The sequence below is a fragment of the Streptosporangium brasiliense genome (genome assembly GCF_030811595.1).
Lineage (GTDB): Bacteria > Actinomycetota > Actinomycetes > Streptosporangiales > Streptosporangiaceae > Streptosporangium > Streptosporangium brasiliense.
This window is the reverse complement of the sequence record NZ_JAUSRB010000001.1, coordinates 1,270,439-1,288,174: the sequence shown is the minus strand read 5'-3', so window position 1 is coordinate 1,288,174 and position 17,736 is coordinate 1,270,439. Positions and strand designations below refer to the sequence as shown.

The following is a 17,736-nucleotide window of genomic DNA, read 5'->3' as shown; positions in this document are numbered from 1 at the left end:
TCTGTACTGATGTGCCCGATGTTACCGATCCCCCGGCCCGTGCTCCCCGAGACTTCGACCGAATCCCGTTAGTCTGTCCGGGTGAACGAAGAGGTATGGCTGATCGAACCCTCCGGGCCGCTACGCGGCGACGTCGAGGTCCGCGGCTCCAAGAACGGCGTCTCCAAGCACATGGTCGCCGCGATGCTGGGCACCGGCGAGAGCACTATCCACAACGCCCCCGACGTGGGCGAGGTCGGGATCACCGCGCAGATGCTGCGGGCGCTCGGCATCGACGTGGAGATCACGCCCCGCGAGATCAGCATCGCCCAGGGACCGCAGATCAACCCGCACGTGCCGGCGGCGTTCACCGGTCTCAACCGGATCCCCATCCTGATGCTGGGCCCGCTGCTGCACCTGGCGGGCGAGGCGTTCGTGCCGCTGGTGGGCGGCGACCCGATCGGACGCCGGCCCGTCGACTTCCACGTCGAGGCCCTGCGCGCCATGGGGGCCGAGGTCGAGGTGAGCGACACCGGCGTCTACGCCAAGGCCAAGCGGCTGCGCGGGACCCGGCTGGAGCTGCCCTACCCGAGCGTGGGCGCGACCGAGACGATCCTGATGTCGGCGGTGCTGGCCGAGGGCAAGACCGTGCTCAAGGGCGCGGCCATGGAGCCCGAGGTGGTGGAGCTCGCCCTGTTCCTGCAGCGCATGGGCGCGCGCATCGAGCTCAGCCCCGACCGGCGCATCGTGATCGAGGGCGTGGAGCGGCTGCGCGGCGCCTCCACCTGGCTCAACGGCGACCGGATCGAGGCGTTCTCCTACCTGGCGGCGGGCCTGATCACCGGCGGCGAGGTGCGGGTGCACGGCTGCCCGCAGGACCGGCTGGTCACCGCGATCACCACCCTGGCCCGGATGGGCGCCGAGATGGACATCACCGACGACTACGTGTCGGCGTCCGCGCCGGACGGGCTGCGGGCGGCGGCGGTGCAGACCGACACCCACCCGGGCTTCATGACCGACTGGCAGACCCCGCTGATGGTGCTGTTCACGCAGGCCCAGGGCATGTCGGTGCTGCACGAGACGGTCTTCGAGAACCGGCTGGTCTACGTGCCCGCCCTGCAGCGGATGGGGTGCGAGATCGAGGTCTTCGACGTGTGCCTCGGCGGCCCGGCCTGCCGCTACCACGACACCAACGCCAAGCACTCGGCGGTCGTGCGGGGAGTTTCGAAGCTGCGCGGCGCCGACGTGACGCTGCCCGACATCCGCGCCGGCTTCTCCGCCGTGCTCGCGGCCGCGGCCGCGGAGGGCACCTCCACGCTGCGCGGGGTGCACCACATCGAGCGGGGCTACCACCGTCCCTTCGAGCAGTTCGCCTCGCTGGGCCTGAAGATCAGCAGGGAGATCGTCGGACCGGAGGGCCAGTAGCGGACAGGCTCCCGAAAGTAAAAAATCCCGCCCGGACGTTTGTGCCTGATCGTCCGGTCGCACCTTACTATCTGTGACATCGCGACGACATGAGGTGAGGCGTGGCCCCGCCGCGTGCCTGCGCGGGCTGATGGCCTGCGGTGTGCTCGGCGGGCTGCTGGCCGCGGTCGCGGCCCTGCCGCTGGCCGGCACCGCCGGGATCACCGCCCACAACGTCGCGCGCACGGTGACCGATCTGCCCCCCAGCCCGCGGGAGGACCCCCTCCCCCAGCGCACGGTGCTGCTCGACCGCAACGGCAGGCAGTTCGCCCAGTTCTACACGGAGAACCGGACGGTCGTGCCGCTCGGCAAGGTCGCCCCGATCATGCGCCAGGCGATCGTGGCGATCGAGGACTCCCGGTTCTACGAGCACGCGGGGCTCGACATCAAGGGGACGATCCGGGCCCTGGTGACCAACACCCAGGCGGGCGGGGTACGGCAGGGCGGGTCCTCCCTCACCCAGCAGCTCGTCAAGAACATCCTGGTCGAGAACGCCCAGACCAGCGCCGAGCGCGCCCAGGCCCGGGCGCCGAGCCTCCGGCGCAAGATCACCGAGCTGCGGTACGCCCTGGCGCTGGAGAAGAAGTACAGCAAGGCCGAGATCCTGGAGCGCTACCTCAACATCGCCTACTTCGGCGCCGGAGCCTTCGGGATCGAGGCGGCGGCCCAGCGGTTCTTCTCGGTCCCGGCCTCGCGGCTGTCCCTGCAGCAGGCGGCGACGCTGGCCGGCGCGGTGCGCACGCCGTACGCGACGGACCCGTCGCTGGGCCCGCAGCGCCGCGCCCGCCTGCAGGAGCGCAGGGACACCGTGCTGGACCGGATGGCCCAGGTGGGCGACATCACCCAGGTCCAGGCCGACGCCACCAAGCGGGCCCCCCTGAACATCCGGCTGAAGCCGGAGCCCGGCGGCTGCGCCGAGAGCGCCTACCCCTATTTCTGCCTCTACGTCCACAAGGAGCTGCTGACCAACCCGGTGTTCGGCAACACCCGCGCCGAGCGGGAGCGCCGCCTGGCCAGGGGCGGCATCGTGCTGCGCACCACCGTGGACCCGGTCGCGCAGCGGGCGGCGCAGCGGGCCATCTCCTCGCGGGTCGCCCCGGCCGACACCGAGGTCGCGGCCGAGGCCATGATCGAGCCGGGGACCGGCCGGATCCGGGCGATGGCCGCCAGCAAGAAGTACGGCCGCAACTCCGGCAACACCGACAACGGCCCCAGGACCACCTTCAACCTGCCCGCCGACGTGGCGCACGGCGGCGGGCAGGGCTTCCAGGCCGGCTCCACGTTCAAGGTGTTCACCCTGACCACCGCGCTGGGCAAGGGCTGGCGGTTCGACGAGGGCTTCATGACGCCGGGCCGCTACGTGCCCGCCTCGGGCTACGTCGACTGCCGGGGCCGCCGGGTCAACGACCCCGGCGCCGAGATCTTCAACGCCAGCGGCGAGGGCAAGGGCGGCCCGCAGAGCATCTCCACCGGCACCTGGAAGTCGGTGAACATCTTCTACATGATGCTGGAGCGGCGCGTGGGCCTGTGCCCGGTGGTCAGGACCGCCAGGGCGCTCGGCATCGTCCGGGCCGACGGCAGGCCGCTGCGCGAGGTCCCCACCTTCACCCTCGGGGTCAACGAGATGGACCCGGTGACGGTGGCCGGGGCGTTCGCCGCGCTGGGCGCGCGGGGCCGCTACTGCCGCCCGATGGCCATCACCGACATCGTCGAGCGCGACGGCAGGCGGGTCCAGGTGCCGCCGAGCTGCGAGCAGGCCGTCGAGCGCGAGGTGGCCGACGCGGTCAACCACGTCCTGTCCGGGGTGTTCACCAAGGGGACGATGACGGGCCAGGGCATCGGCCGCGACGCGGCGGGCAAGACCGGCACCAACAACGGCTACACCTCGGCGTGGTTCGCCGGATACACCCCCGACCTGGCCGCGGCGGTCAGCGTGGGCGACATCCGCGGCTCCTACCGCCATCCGCTGCGCGACGTGACGATCGGCGGCGAATACTACGGCGCGGTGCAGGGCGCCTCCCTGCCCGGCCCGATCTGGGTGTCGTCCATGTCCGCCGCCCTGGAGGACGTCGAGCCGTCCTCCTTCCACCACCCGGACATGGGCCGCTTCGGCGGCGGCTTCACCCCCGGCATGGAGAAGGACAAGGACGACAAGGACCGGGACGGCGAGCGCAGCGCCGCCGGGCGGCGCGGCGGCTGGGGGCACGCGACCGGGCGGCGTACGGACGCCCGCCCGCACCAGCGGAACGTGCGTGACCAGGCCGGGTACGGCGACCGCGGCCACGGCCCGTACCGGGGGTGGCGGGACGGCCCCTACCGGGAGTGGCGGGACGGGCCGTACCGCGGCCGCCGCTGAGCCGGTGACGGGCGGGTCCCGTCCCGGCGGGGAGTCCGGGAGATCTCCCGAGGGCTCCGGTCTCCGCGGGTGAGCCCTCGGACGATCTCCCGGGGAATTCAGCCGCCGGCGGGCGCCTCGGTGGCCTTCCCCGCGTCCCCGCCGTCGGCGGCGGGCGCCTGTCCGGTCTTCCCCGGGTCCCCGTCGGCGGCGGTAAGGCCCTGGGCGATCTTCCGCAGCTCGCGCTCGACCGCTTCCGGGGTGTCCAGATCCTTGACGAAGGCCGGGCCGAGCATGATCTCGGCCATCCGTTCGGGGCCCATGTGGAGGAACATCGTGGGGGTGCCCCTGCCGCCGTCCTCACCGACCCACTGGGTGACCAGATAACCGGTCCGGTCGCCGATGGTCACTTCCTCGCCGTCGGACTTGTCGCGGTAGGACTGCACGGCCTCGCGGGGCTCCTGAACGGCCTGCCCCTCGAAGACGTGGATCTGGACGCAGTAGAAGCCGTTCTTGTCGCCGTCGTAGTTCCACGAGGTCGTGTACTGGTCACCCCCGTCGATCGACCAGTGGGACCACTGCAGGCCGTCGGGCAGGTATCCCACCTTGACGCGCCCGAAGGCCTTTCCGTCGCCCAGGTCTCCGAAGTCGAGGGTGGGCGACGGGGTGGGCAGCGGGGGCGGCTCGAAGGGCTGCGGCACAGCGGATCCGGTGCTGTCGGGTGACACCACCGCGGCCGCGGGCCCCGGCACGGCCGTGTGCCCGGAGACGAGGGTCAGACCGGTGGGGACCGTGATCCCCACGACGGCCACCGCGGCGGCCACCGCGGCGTACCTGGTCCGCACCGTCCTGCGCCGTGAGGAGCGGATGACCCGGTCCACCAGGTCGGGCGCGGCGCGCAGCCGCGCCGTCTCGTCCGCCATGATCTGGCGGAGGTCGTCCTCAAGCATGGACATTCCTGATCAGCCCTTCCACTGATTCGGCGCCGAGCGCCGACCGGAGCTTGGTGAGCGCTTTCGACGCCTGGCTTTTCACGGTGCCCACCGAGCAGCCGAGGATCTCCGCGGTCTGGGTCTCGCCGAGGTCCTCCCAGTAGCGCAGGACGACCACCGCGCGCTGCCGGGGCGGCAGGGCCCGCAGGGCGTCCATGAGCACGTGACGCAGGTCGACGTCGGTCTCCCCGACCGGCAGCTCGGGCGGGGTGTGCGTCGGGAGGATCCGCAGGATCGCCCGGCGGCGGGCGCGGCTGATGGCGGTGTTGACGATGACGCGGCGGACATAGGGCTCGGGGCTGTCATGACGCACCCGGTCCCACTTGCGGTAGGTGCGCTCCAGCGCCGTCTGCAGCAGATCCTCCGCGTCCCGTTCGTCGCCGCACGCGAGGTAGGCGACCCGCAGCAGGCTGGTGCCGCGCGCGGCGACGAACGCGCCGAACCCGTCGTCCTCCGGGCCGCTCACGCCTGTTCATCCGATTTCATGCCCTCTAATACGCCTGGACCGGACAGACCGTTGCCCGCATCGACCTCCCTGATTCCGGGAGACTCATGGATTCGGCGGGCAACGTCCCGGACGGCCCAGGCGTATTAGGTGGCATGCGAACTGATCATTCGAGGGACCGGACAACGCGCCCGGCCACGCCGATCCGCCGGTTGACCGCGACAGGGATCGGCCTGGCCGCGGTGGGCGCCATCGCGCTGTCGAGTCCGCAGCCCATACCGGCTCTCCGGCCCGCGGCCGCCTCTCAGGCGGTGACGGCTCCGGCGGAGGGCGCCTACTGGCACACCCGGACGCTCTGGAAGGGCACCTACTCCCACCAGCTCGGGCGTGGGAAGAACCGTTACTGGGTGGAGCAGCAGTCCGTCGCGGAGAGATGGACCGCGCTCGACGGCAGGACCTGGCGGGGATTCCGGGATCTCGGCGTGCGTCCGAAGAGCGCCGCGGACGAACGGGCATGGCGCCGCGACGGCTCCCCGACCACCTGGACCCGCACCGCGAACGGCATGACGGCCTCCCTGTCCACCAAGCCGGACAAGGGCATGGTCATTCTCGACAAGGGCGCAAAAGGCGCTCCCCTGATCGGGTTCGACCTGGTCGACCGGATGTTGTCGTACGAGCAGGCCCAGGCTCTGCCCACGGACCCGGCCGGGCTGAAGGCCTGGATCGACAAGGCGTCGCGGGATCCGAACGCCCACGTCTCCGACGACTTCCGCGAGAGCTATGTGAGAGGGCAGCTGGTCGGCATACTGTCCGAAGCCCCGGTGAAGGAGGTCCGCGCCGCGGCGTACGAGGCGCTGCCGACGATGCCCGGCGTCCGTTCCCTGGGGAAGGCCGAGGACCCGCGGGGCAGGACCGGCCAGGGCTTCCTCGTCGACGTCGACTCGGGCAAGGGCTCCGGCGGATCACGGCAGAAGCAGTTCACCGTCACTGAGCGGCTGATCGTCGACACCGGCACGATGACGCCCCTGGCCTCCGACGTGAAGACCACGGTGGACGGCGAGCCGTTCCCCGCCAAGACCTCCACCACGATCACGCTCCAGGCCGGCTGGACCGACGGCGAGCCGGCGGTGCCCGCCCTCCCGTGAAGGACTTCGGCGTTCCCGGGACCGGGGAGGTCCCGGGAACGCGTCATGAGACGGGACGGCCATTCGAACGGGGACCTTCGATCGACGGGCAATTGACGGGGGAATTCGGGAGGTGCCGGTGGTCAGCTTCGGCTGCCCGCACGGACCCCGCGAGATCCTCACCCACGGGCACGACGGCCTGCTGGTCGACCTGGCCGGGCCGAGCGGCCGTCCCCATCCCCTGCCCTGCTCGCTGAGCACCCCGGCGCGCTGACCGCCGGTCCACCGTGCCGCCGCGTGCCGTACGGCGTGCGGCGTGCGGCGTGCGGCGTGCGGCGACTCGCCCGGCCTGGCCGCCGGCGCCGGCGTGCGCGCGGGCTCGGCTCCGGCCGCGGGGGCCTGGAGCCGAGCCCGCGCACGCGTCTGGGCGGCGGTCACGGCACGGCGTCCACGCGCCCGGCCGGCATGCGACGGGCGCCCACCCCCGGCCGGAGATCCGGGCGGGCCGGCCACGGGAGCGTGCGGCTATCTCTTGACCAGGACCTGCTGGGTCGGGAAGGGCGTGAGCGGCCGCCCGCCCTTCGCCAGGGGCGCGGTGGGGCCGCACAGGGCCTGGACCATGTGGTCCCCGAGCGCGAGATCGATCGCGTGGGGCTGGAGAACGCCGTTCTCGTCGAAGCGCTGGTACTTCATCAGGTTTATCCCCAAGGAGAGCTGGCGGCGGCCGTCCGGGCTGGACAGCGAGAACGTGCCCATCCCGAACACCCCTCCGTCGTGGCCCCAGAACCGGCCGCACGGCAGGTCCTGGGCGTAGAGGCCGAGCCCGTAGTTCATCAGGACGTTGCCCTGGCCGTCGGTGACCGGCACCGTGGTCTGCATCTGGGCGAGCTGCGCGGAGCCGAGGAGCCTGCCGCCCAGCAGCGCCCGGTAGAACCGGTTGAGGTCGTCCATCGTCGAGACGACCGCGCCCGCCGTGCCCGCCCAGGACATGTCGTAGACGCTGTAGTCGCGCGGCGGGTCGATGTAGCCGTAGAACGACTCGTAGGCCCTGGAGTGCGCCCCGGGGATCAGCGGCGTGCGCGGGAAGGAGGTGTCGCGCAGCCCGGCCCTGCGGATCACATGCCGGGTGATGTACGGCTCGGCGGCGGTGCCGGTCACCTTCTCCAGCAACAGGCCGGCGATGATGTAGTTGGTGTTGGAGTAGGACCAGTTCTGGCCCGGCTCCCCCGTCGACGGCGCCTCCAGGCCGAACCCCACCAGCTCCTCGGGGGAGAAGGCGCGGAAGCGGTTGTCGTCCAGGCTGGCGGTGGAGCCCTGCTGGAGGGAGGGGAAGGCGCCGAGGACGTAGTCGCCGATGCCGCTGGTGTGGTTGAGCAGCATCCGCACCGTGATCTTCTGGCCGCGCTCCCCCGGGATCAGCTCGGGCAGGTAGCGCGCGACGGGCGCGTCCAGCTCGATCCGCCCCCGCTCGACCTGCTGGAGGATCGCGACCGCCGTGAAGGTCTTGGTGATGCTGCCGACCCGGTGGAGCATCCCGGGACGGACCGGCCGCTTGGTGCGCACGTCGGCGACCCCGGCCGCCCCGCTCCAGTCCGCGCCGGCGTCCCGCACGGCGGAGTAGGCGCCGTACATCCCGGCCTCGCGGATCGCGTCGAGGCCGCGCCGGAGCGCCTCGCGGTCGAGTCCGGCCGGGGGGCCGGCCTTCGCGGCCGTCGCGGCGGGCGTGGTGGGCACGGCGGCCCAGGTGGCGGGTGCGGCGGCCCAGGTCACGAGCACCGCGCTCAGCCCGAGTCCGGCGATCGTCCGTCCACGGTGGTGGGGTCGCGCGAGAGGCATCGCCCGTCAGCTCCTCAGATCCGGAAAAATACGACATGACGATCATCGCAATCCGGTCCCGGCCCTCCCTCCTCTCTCTGGATGATCCGGCCTTCATCCGCCGGGACGAAGCCGCCTCGATGTCACATGACAACCGTCATCCGGCCGGCATGACGGCCGTCACCGGACGGCCACCGGGGAGGAGGCCCCGCGCACCAGCCGGGTGGGGGCGCCGGAGCCGTCGGCGGGCACCGACCAGACGTCCCCGGCCCTGCCGTACATCACCGTGCGCCCGTCGAGCCACGCCACCTGGTCGTCGACGCTGGCCCGCTCGGCCAGCGGCGTCTCCCGCATGGTGGCCAGGTCCAGCAGGTGGAGCCGCCACATCCGGGCGGGGTCGGCCGAGACCCGCTTCTTGAACACCAGGCGCGTCCCGTCGGGCGACAGCGACGGGCACTCGGCGTTCTCCCGCAGCGTACGGGCCTGCCACCTGCCGTAGTCGCCCTCCACGAGGTAGGTCTTCCCGCCGGTGGCCACCGTCGCGTAGAACCGGTTGTCGTCGGCGGCGAAGGTCACGCCCCAGTAGTTCACGTCGGGGGCGTGGTAGCGGCGGCCGTTCAGGGTCAGCGGGATGTCCTCGATGTTGGTCACGGCGTAGCCGGTGCGGGTGTCCAGGATGCCGGTCCAGGTGGAGAAGCCGCCCTCGCTGTAGGAGTCTCCGGTGACGAACACCGTCCACGACGCCATCCGGCCGCTCTGCGACATCCTGGCCCGGTTCGGGATGCCGGCCAGCTTGATCCGGCGCGTCTCCCGCATCGAGCGGTCGAGGATCACCGCGTGCGTGGTGGCCACCGGCCCCGGCCGGGCCACCAGGCAGATCGAGGTCCCGCCGCCCGTGGAGAAGCGGTCACAGGCCGGGCCGCCGGCCTCGGGCACGGCCGAGGTCGCGGTCAGCGGCACCCCGGCGACCCGGCCGGCCGCCGTACGGAACATCAGGCGCCCGGGACGGAGCGCGCTCTCCCGCCCCGCCTCCTCCTGGACCGGGGCGGGGTCGCGGCGCGCGGCCCAGGCCGCGTAGCCGGCCGCCGCGCCGCCGAGTACGGCAAGGGCGGCCAGCAGCACCAGCAGGCGCCGTACCGGGGTCATGGACGCCTCCCCGTCACCGGCCGGGGACCGGATGCCCGTGTCACCGTCACCGTCATGGTCATGGTCATGGTCATGGCCTCCTCCTCGGCGCCCGGCGCCCACGTCATCGGCGGTGTCACGCGTGCCTCCGCACGACGGACCAGGCCCCCAGCAGGCACACCGCGAGCCCGGCGGCCATGACGGCGAGCCCCTGGGCGCTCCCCCACACCGTCCAGACGGCGCCGAACAGGATCGAGGAGAGCAGCCGGGCGCCCGCCTGGCCGGTCTGGAGCAGGGCCAGGCCGCTGGTGCGCAGGTGGGCCGGGAGCATCGGACCAGCCACGGCCATCAGCACACCGTCGGTGGCGGCGTAGAAGGCCCCCTGCAGGACCAGCACGGCGACGAGCCATCCCGGCCCGATCAGCACCAGGTAGGCGGCGATCAGCGCCACGTGTCCGGCCAGGAAGACCGGCACGCGGCCCAGCCGGTCGGCCAGCCGCCCGACGGGCACGGCCAGCAGCAGGTAGGCGGCGGCCGTGCCCAGGGGCAGCAGCGGGAAGTATTCGGCGCCGAACCCGCCGCGCTTCTGCAGGAGCAGGTAGACGAAGGCGTCGCTGAGCGTGACCAGCCCGAGGAGCGCGGCCACCACGCACACCCGCCGGAACGCCGCATCGCGCAGCAGCGCGGCCACCGCGCGCGGCGAGGTCGCCGGGCGCGGGCCCGGCAGCGGCGGCCGCGGGTCGCGGACGTACATGAGCAGCAGCAGCACGCCGAGCACCGCCACGCAGAAGCTGACCACGAACACCGCGTCGTAGGCTCCGCCGGTGCCCGTCAGGACGGCGAAGGCCACCAGCGGGCCGAGCAGCGCGCCGAAGGTGTCCATGGCCCGGTGTACGCCGAACGCCTGCCCGAGGCCGTCCGGCGGGACGCTCAGCGAGATCAGCGCGTCCCGCGGGGCCGTGCGCAGCCCCTTGCCCGTCCGGTCCGCGGCGATCACCGCGCCCAGCGCCGTGACGGAGCCGCCGGCCGCGAGCAGGGCGAGCCTGCACAGCGCCGACAGACCGTATCCGAGGCCGGCGACCAGCTTGCGCCGCCGCCACCGGTCGGCGAGGTTGCCGCCGGCCAGGCGGACCAGCGCGGTCACCCCGAAGGAGAGCCCGTCCAGCAGGCCGAACTGCAGCAGGTTGAGCCCGAGGGAGAGCGTCAGGTAGAGCGGGAGCACGGCCGTGACCATCTCCGAGGAGATGTCGGTGACCAGGCTGACCGCCCCGAGCGCGAGCACGTTCCCGGGGACCGCGAAGGAGAGCCGGGACCGCGGGCGTGCTCCGTCCGCGGCCCGGCTTGCCGAGATGTACATCTAGTGGCAGGTGTAGGTGGGGCTGCTGTCCTTGACCGCGCCGTCGGTCCCGATGAGCTGCGAGGAGAAGGAGTCGGGGCCGAACTTCAGCTTGAGCACTCCGTAGATGTCCTGCAGCCGCTTCTGGCTGTTGGGCTGGACGTTCTCGATGTTGTACGGCGAGGCGCCGCCCATGCCGCCGAGGATCTCCACGATGCCCTCGGGGTCGGCCTGGGCGTCGGGGTTCTGCGGGGCGAACCGCTCGTAGTGGTGGTCGTGGCCGTTGAGCACCAGGTCGGCCCGGGCGTCATAGAGGATCTTCCAGACCGGCTTGCTCACCGGGTCGTTGCCGTGCTCGCCGGAGCTGAACAGCGGGTGGTGCCAGTAGGCGGCGACGCAGCCCTTGGTGTTGGCGGCCAGGTCGGCCTTGAGCCAGTTGATCTGGGCCGTCTGGTCGAAGTAGTTGGAGTCGAGGGCGACGAAGTGCCAGTTGCCCCGGTCGTAGCTGTAGTAGGTCTTGCCCTGCGGGGTGGCGATGGAGCCGAAGTAGCCCTTGTACCCGGCGTAGGTGCCGGCCGGGTCGTAGGTCTCGTGGTTGCCGGCGACCGGGCGCGTCTTGCTCTTGAACTTGCCCCAGGTCTTGTCGTAGTAGTTCTGGAAGTCCGAGAGCCGGGCGTCGTCGTACTGGTTGTCGCCCATGGTGATGACGAACTCGGGGTTCATCGCCTGGACCTGCGCCGCCGTCTTGGGGTGGGCGCAGGAGCTGGAGCTCGCGGTGCACTGGGCGGCGATGTCACCGGCCGCCGCGACGACGAAGGTGTCGCCCGGCGGCACGGTCGGGGTCACCGTCGGGGTGGGGCTGGGCGTGGCGGTGTCGCCGCCGAACACCTGGAACTCATACAGGGAGTAGCCGTACTCGGTGCCCCGGGCCGTGCCGTACATGCGCACGTAGCGGCCCGAGCCCGACAGGCCCGTCAGGTCGTCCTGGCCGCCGTCGCCGCTGGTGGTGGAGTAGATGGTCGTCCAGCTCGCGGCGTCGGCGGAGACCTGGATCTTGTAGGCCCTGCCGTAGGCGGCCTCCCAGAACAGCTTGACCCGGGAGATCGGGGTGACCGCGCCCAGGTCGACGCGGATCCACTGCGGGTCGCTGCCCTCCAGGGAGGCCCAGCGGGTCGAGGTGAGGTCGCCGTCGACCGCCTTGCCCGAGCTGTAGGAGGAACCCTCCTTGGACGAGGAGGAGGCGGGCTTGCCCTGCGACAGCAGGGTCTCGGCCGCTTCGGCGCGGCCGGCGGCGACGAGGACGCCCGCGATGAGGGCGGCGACCGCCACGAGGGCCGGTAAGAGGAGGCGGGGGGCGGGACGGGGCGTCGTTGAAGACACAGGCTGTCTCCTGAGGGGTGAGAGGAGAAGATCACGGCGCCGACCACGGCGCCGTGCGACACGCGGCCGGGGCAGCACATCTCTTACTGAGCACGTCACGTCCCCGGGGGACGCCGCGCCAAGCCGCTCACCGGCATCCTGGCAAGCGGCCAGTACGGTGTCAACGGAAGTTAGGAAGGTTTCCTAACTCGTCTCCAGCCGGCCCCCGGAAACACCCCCGCCGGAAACGCGCCCCGCGGACGCCCGGACGGGTGGCGCTCAGCCCTCGGCGCGCACGGCCTCCAGGTAGGCGGTGATGGCGTCGCGGTTCCTGGCCAGGCAGGCGATGCGCTCGTCCATGCGGTCACGCTCCCGCTCCAGGAGCGCGAGCAGCTCGGGCGTGGCGTCCGAGAACAGGATCGTGCACGGCCTGTCCAGGAACGGCAGGATCTGGCGGATGACCCGGGTGGGCAGGCCGACGTCGAGCAGGCCGCGGATCTGCTGGACCCGGTCGACCAGGCACTCGCCGTAGTCCCGGTAGCCGTTGTCCCGCCGGGCCGGGGTGATGAGTCCCTGCTCCTCGTAGTAGCGCAGGAGCCTCGTCGGGGTGTCGGTACGGCGGGAGAGCTCGCCGATGCGCATGTGACCACTCTCGATTCCGGTCCTGGACGCCGGGACTTGACCTTCACATTAGTGTGAAGCTTGATGATCCCGTCATGACGTGCGAGACACCGTGCTCCCGTGTCGACGACAGTCCGTGCATCCATGACAGGAACTCCCGTGAACAACGCGCCGACCTCCACCGATCCGGCGACGGTCCGCAGCCCGGCGGCCCTCGCCGTGCTCTCGGTGGCGCAATTCCTCATCGCCCTCGACTACTCGATCGTCTACGTCGCCCTGCCCAGCCTCGCCCGTGACCTGCACCTCACCCCGGCCGTCGCCCAGTGGGTGGTCAGCGCCTACGCGGTCCTGTTCGCGGGGTTCCTGATGGTCGGGGGCCGCCTCACCGACCGGGTGGGGGCCAGGCGGCTCCTCATCGTCGCGGTCACCCTCTTCGGCGCCGCGAGCGTCGTCGGCGGCGCGGCCCAGGACGGGACGGCCCTGCTGCTCGCACGCGGCGCGCAGGGGTTCTGCACGGCGCTGCTGCAGCCGGCCGTGCTCGGTCTCATCGGGACGACCTTCCCGGCGGGACCGTCCCGGAGCAGGGCCCTGGCGGTATGGGGCGCGGTCGGCGCGTCGGGGCTCGCCGTCGGCGTCGTCCTCGGCGGCCTGCTCACCACGGTGTCGTGGCGGCTGACGTTCTTCATCAACGTCCCGCTGACGCTGCTGTGCGCGCTGGGGGCGGCCAGGTGGTTCGGCCGGGCCCACGACCGGGACCGCACGGACCGGATCCCGGTGCTCGCCTCCGTCCTCGGCACCGGCGCCATGCTCTGCCTGGTCGTGGGACTCACCCTCAGCGCCGACCAGGGCTGGGACTCGGCGCCGGCGCTCGTCTCGCTCGGCCTCGCCCTGCTGCTGTCCCTCGGGTTCGCGCTGAACGAGAACAGGCCGCGGGGCGTCCTGATCGAGCCGGTCCTGCGGCGGACCCGATCGCTCCGGACGGGGGCGGCGGCGACCGCGCTCTACATGGCGAGCGTGGGCTCGGAGTTCTACCTCGTGACCCTTCTCCTGCAGTCCACGAAGGGCTACCCACCGCTGCAGGCGGGACTCGCCTTCCTGCCGCTCGCCGTCATGGTCACGGTCGGGAGCATGGCGGCCGGCCGCGCGGTCCGGAGGTTCAGCGCTCCGGCCGTGCTCGCCGGCGGATTCGGCACGGCCGCCGCCGGTCTCGGCTGGCTCTCCTTCGCCCTGCACGGAGACTCCTACGTCGCCGACCTGCTCGGCGGGCTGATCGCCAGCGGCTTCGGGCACGGGGTCATCTACACCTCGATGTTCGTCATCGGCACCCGGGACGTGCCTTCCGAGCACCAGGGCACCGCCGGAGCGCTGCTGACGACCTCCCAGTATCTCTCGGCGGCCGTCACGGTCGCCGTCCTCACGCTCGTGCTCGGCGCGTCGCCGGACGACGGGAGCTTCCGGGCGGCTTTCCTGATCACCACCGCGGCCGCGGCGGCCGGGGCCGTGCTGGCAGCGGTACGGCGCCGCCGGCTCGCGCCCAGCGGGCGGTGAGGGAGACCGGTCGCGGCCGGTCCCCGCACCGCCCGGGGCGGCCGGTCTCCCGGGCTCAGGCCCCCAGGCAGGCGGGGCCCAGCAGCTGCTTCAGGTCGCCCATCAGCGCCGGGGAGGGCGCCACGCGCAGGCGGTCGTCCAGCCGGACGACGGTGGTCTTCGGGCCGTTGTGGACCTGGAGGTGGACCTCGGTGGTGCCGGGGTGGGCGGTCAGGACCTCCTTGAGGCGGCCGACCACCGGAGGGGTGCAGCGGGTGAGGGGGAGGCTGACCGCCAGGGGACCGCCGCTCTCGCGCGTCAGGTCGGGGGCGGTCACCTCCATGGCGATGATCTTCCCGACGTCCTCGCGCTTGTCCAGGCGGCCCTTGACGAAGACGATGGCGTCCTCGGCCAGGACCGTCGCGCAGAGCTGGTACGCCGAGGGGAAGATCATCACCTCGATGGCGCCCTCCAGGTCCTCCAGCATGGTCAGGACCCAGGTGTCGCCCTTCTTGGTGACCTTGCGCTGGACGCCGCTCAGGATGCCGCCCACCGTGACGATCTGGCCGTCGGGGCGGTTCTCGTCCTGGAGCGCGGCGACCGAGCAGTCGGCGCCGGAGGCGAGGATGTGCTCCACGCCGAAGAGCGGGTGGTCGGAGACGTAGAGGCCGAGCATCTCCCGCTCGAACTGGAGCAGGGTGGTCTTGTCCCACTCGCCGGGCGGGATCTGCACGTCGAAGGTCTGGTCCTCGGCGCCCTCGATGGCCCCGAACAGGGAGTCCTGCCCCTGCGCCTCGTTCTTCTTGATGCCGATGATGCTGTCGACGGCCTGCTCGTGGACCATCACCAGGCCCTTGCGCTCGTGCGCGAACGAGTCGAAGGCCCCCGCCTTGATCAGCGACTCGATGACCCGCTTGTTGCAGACCACCATCGGGACCTTGCGCAGGAAGTCCTTGAAGTCGGCGAAGCGGGTCTTCTCCTTGCGGGCGGCGATGATCCCGTCGACCACGTTGCCGCCGACGTTGCGGATGGCCGACAGGCCGAACCGGACGTCGGTGCCGCGCGGGGTGAAGTCGAAGTCGGAGTCGTTGACGTCCGGCGGGAGCACCTTGATGCCCATGCGCCGGCACTCGTTGAGGTAGAGGGCCGACTTGTCCTTGTCGTCCTTGACGGAGGTCAGCAGGCCGGCCATGTACTCGGAGGGGTAGTTGGCCTTGAGGTAGGCGGTCCAGTAGGAGACCAGGCCGTAGGCGGCGCTGTGCGCCTTGTTGAAGGCGTAGTCGGAGAAGGGGAGCAGGATGTCCCACAGGGTCTTGATCGCGGCGGCCGAGTAGCCGTTGTCCTTCATGCCCTGCTCGAAGGACTCGAACTGCTTGTCCAGCTCCGACTTCTTCTTCTTGCCCATCGCGCGGCGCAGCAGGTCGGCCTTGCCGAGGGAGAACCCGGCGACCTTCTGCGCGATGGCCATGACCTGCTCCTGGTAGACGATCAGGCCGTAGGTCGTGCCGAGGATCTCCTGCAGCGACTCCTCGAACTCGGGGTGGATCGGGACGATCTCCTGCAGGCCGTTCTTGCGCAGCGCGTAGTTGGTGTGGGAGTCGGCGCCCATCGGCCCCGGCCGGTACAGCGCGCCGACGGCGGAGATGTCCTCGAAGTTGTCGGGCTTCATCAGCCGCAGCAGCGAGCGCATGCCGCCGCCGTCCAGCTGGAACACGCCCAGGGTGTCACCGCGGCCCAGCAGCTCGTAGGTCTTGCGGTCGTCCAGCGGCAGCTTCAGCAGGTCGATCTTGGTGCCGGTGTTGGCCTCGATCATCTTCAGGCAGTCGTCGATGATCGTGAGGTTGCGCAGGCCCAGGAAGTCCATCTTGAGCAGGCCGAGCGTCTCGCAGGTCGGGTAGTCGAACTGCGTGATGATCACGCCGTCGGAGTCACGGCGCATGATCGGGATGTAGTCGGTCAGCACCTCCGAGGACATGATCACGCCGGCGGCGTGCACGCCGGTCTGCCGGATCAGGCCCTCCAGGCCCCGGCCGAGGTCCATCGCCGACTTGACGTCGACGTCCTCCTCGTACAGCTTGCGCAGCTCACCGGCCTCGTTGTAGCGCGGGTGGTCCTTGTCGAAGATGCCCGACAGCGGGATGTCCTTGCCCATCACCGCGGGCGGGAACGCCTTGGAGACCTTGTCGCCCAGCGCGTACGGGTGGCCGAGGACGCGGGCGGCGTCCTTGATGGCCGCCTTCGCCTTGATGGTGCCGAAGGTGGCGATCATGGCGACCTTGTCGGCGCCGTACTTCTCGGTCACGTAGCGGATCACGTCGCCGCGCCGGCGCTCGTCGAAGTCGATGTCGACGTCGGGCATGGAGACGCGGTCGGGGTTGAGGAACCGCTCGAAGATCAGGCCGTGCGGCAGCGGGTCGAGGTCGGTGATGCCCAGCGCGTACGCCGCCAGCGAGCCGGCCGCCGAGCCACGGCCCGGACCGACCCGGATGCCGTTGTTCTTGGCCCACATGATGAAGTCGGCGACCACGAGGAAGTAGGAGGGGAACCCCATCTGCAGGATGACGTCCATCTCGAAGTCGATCTGCCTGCGGTGCTCGTCGTCGATGCCCTGGGGGAAGCGGCGCTCCATGCCCCGCTGGATCTCCTTGCGGAACCAGCTCTCCTCGGTCTCCCCCTCGGGCACCGGGAAGGTCGGCATCAGGTTCTTGAAGCCGAACATGCCGGTCGGGTCGACCTTCTCGGCGACCAGCAGCGTGTTGCGGCAGCCCTCGGCCCACAGGTCGGAGGAGTCGACCGCGCGCATCTCGTCGGCGGTCTTGATGTAGTAGCCGCTGCCGTCGAAGCGGAACCGGTCGGGGTCGGACAGCTGCTTGCCGGTCTGGATGCACAGCAGCGCGTCGTGGGAGGTCGCGTCCGACTCGTAGGTGTAGTGGGAGTCGTTGGTGACCAGCGGCGGGATGTTCAGCTCCCGGGAGATGCGGGTCAGGCCGTCGCGGACCCGGCGCTCGATGTCGAGCCCGTGGTCCATGATCTCCAGGTAGTAGTTGTCCTTGCCGAACAGCTCCTGGAACTTCGCCGCCGCCGCCAGCGCCTCGTCGTACTGGCCCAGGCGCAGCCGGGTCTGCACCTCGCCCGACGGGCAGCCGGTCGTGGCCATCAGCCCCTCGGCGTGCTCGGCGAGGGTCTCGGCGTCCATCCGGGCCCACTTGCGCACGAAGCCCTCGGTGTAGGCGCGCGAGGAGAGCTTCATCAGGTTGCTCAGACCCTTGGCGTTCTTCGCCCAGATCGTCATGTGGGTGTAGTAGCCACCCGCCGACACGTCGTCCCGCTTCTGGTGCGGCTCGCCCCACAGCACCGGCTTCTTCTGGTGCCGGGAGGCGGGGGCGACGTAGGCCTCGATGCCGATGACCGGCTTGATCCCGGCCCCGGTGGCCTGCTTGTAGAAGTCGTAGGCGCCGTGCATGTTGCCGTGGTCGGTGATCGCGATGGCGGGCATGCCCAGGTCGCCGACCTGTTTGAACATCTGCTTCAGGCGAGCGGCCCCATCGAGCATGGAGTACTCGGTGTGAACGTGAAGATGCACAAACGAGTCGGACATGCGGCCTCGTTCCTCC

12 protein-coding genes and 1 pseudogene are annotated in these 17,736 nt (G+C 71.3%); 5 read left to right on the top strand and 8 right to left on the bottom strand.

Going from position 1 to position 17,736, the window contains the following annotated elements:
- The first annotated feature begins 81 nt into the window (after positions 1–81).
- Positions 82–1,404, top strand: coding sequence for a UDP-N-acetylglucosamine 1-carboxyvinyltransferase (gene murA / locus J2S55_RS05705; protein WP_306857805.1), 1,323 nt, complete (start codon positions 82–84; stop codon positions 1,402–1,404).
- A gap of 73 nt (positions 1,405–1,477) precedes the next feature.
- On the top strand, positions 1,478–3,799 hold the full coding sequence (locus J2S55_RS05700) for a transglycosylase domain-containing protein (RefSeq protein WP_306857803.1): 2,322 nt from the start codon (positions 1,478–1,480) through the stop codon (positions 3,797–3,799).
- A gap of 98 nt (positions 3,800–3,897) precedes the next feature.
- On the opposite strand, the gene J2S55_RS05695 is transcribed toward J2S55_RS05700, so the two are convergent.
- Positions 3,898–4,728, bottom strand: a complete 831-nt coding sequence (locus J2S55_RS05695) for a hypothetical protein (RefSeq protein ID WP_306857802.1) — start codon at positions 4,726–4,728, stop codon at positions 3,898–3,900.
- Positions 4,721–5,236 carry a SigE family RNA polymerase sigma factor gene (locus J2S55_RS05690; protein WP_306857801.1) on the bottom strand — a complete coding sequence of 172 codons (516 nt, stop codon included), beginning with the start codon at positions 5,234–5,236 and terminating at the stop codon, positions 4,721–4,723. The genes J2S55_RS05695 and J2S55_RS05690 overlap by 8 nt, the downstream gene beginning before the upstream one ends.
- A 191-nt stretch (positions 5,237–5,427) precedes the next feature.
- Between J2S55_RS05690 and J2S55_RS05685 the strand changes: the two genes are divergently transcribed.
- Both J2S55_RS05685 and J2S55_RS05680 read left to right on the top strand, forming a co-directional pair.
- A complete protein-coding gene (locus tag J2S55_RS05685) occupies positions 5,428–6,360 on the top strand; it encodes a hypothetical protein (RefSeq protein WP_306857800.1) in 933 nt (310 codons plus the stop codon).
- A 112-nt stretch (positions 6,361–6,472) separates the two neighbouring features.
- A pseudogene (locus J2S55_RS05680) lies at positions 6,473–6,613 on the top strand (hypothetical protein); the annotation flags it as partial.
- A gap of 251 nt (positions 6,614–6,864) precedes the next feature.
- Here the strand turns inward: J2S55_RS05680 and J2S55_RS05675 are convergent.
- The 5 genes from J2S55_RS05675 to J2S55_RS05655 form a co-directional block, all read right to left on the bottom strand.
- Entirely contained in the window at positions 6,865–8,175 is a 1,311-nt protein-coding gene (locus J2S55_RS05675; RefSeq protein ID WP_306857797.1) for a serine hydrolase domain-containing protein, read from the bottom strand.
- A 159-nt stretch (positions 8,176–8,334) separates the two neighbouring features.
- Positions 8,335–9,300, bottom strand: a complete 966-nt coding sequence (locus J2S55_RS05670; RefSeq protein WP_306857795.1) for a TolB family protein — start codon at positions 9,298–9,300, stop codon at positions 8,335–8,337.
- Positions 9,301–9,415: 115 nt separating this feature from the next.
- A complete protein-coding gene (locus J2S55_RS05665) occupies positions 9,416–10,636 on the bottom strand; it encodes an MFS transporter (RefSeq protein ID WP_306857794.1) in 1,221 nt (406 codons plus the stop codon).
- Positions 10,637–11,995 carry a galactose-binding domain-containing protein gene (locus tag J2S55_RS05660; protein ID WP_306857793.1) on the bottom strand — a complete coding sequence of 453 codons (1,359 nt, stop codon included), beginning with the start codon at positions 11,993–11,995 and terminating at the stop codon, positions 10,637–10,639.
- 258 nt (positions 11,996–12,253) lie between these two features.
- Complete coding sequence (locus J2S55_RS05655) at positions 12,254–12,616, bottom strand: MerR family transcriptional regulator (protein WP_306857792.1); 363 nt, start codon at positions 12,614–12,616, stop codon at positions 12,254–12,256.
- Between the two features lie 138 nt (positions 12,617–12,754).
- Here J2S55_RS05655 and J2S55_RS05650 point away from each other — a divergent pair, with 138 nt between their 5' ends.
- On the top strand, positions 12,755–14,143 hold the full coding sequence (locus tag J2S55_RS05650; RefSeq protein WP_306857791.1) for an MFS transporter: 1,389 nt from the start codon (positions 12,755–12,757) through the stop codon (positions 14,141–14,143).
- Positions 14,144–14,198: 55 nt separating this feature from the next.
- Here J2S55_RS05650 and dnaE read toward each other — a convergent pair whose 3' ends face one another.
- On the bottom strand, positions 14,199–17,720 hold the full coding sequence (gene dnaE / locus J2S55_RS05645) for a DNA polymerase III subunit alpha (RefSeq protein ID WP_306857790.1): 3,522 nt from the start codon (positions 17,718–17,720) through the stop codon (positions 14,199–14,201).
- Positions 17,721–17,736 lie beyond the last annotated feature (16 nt).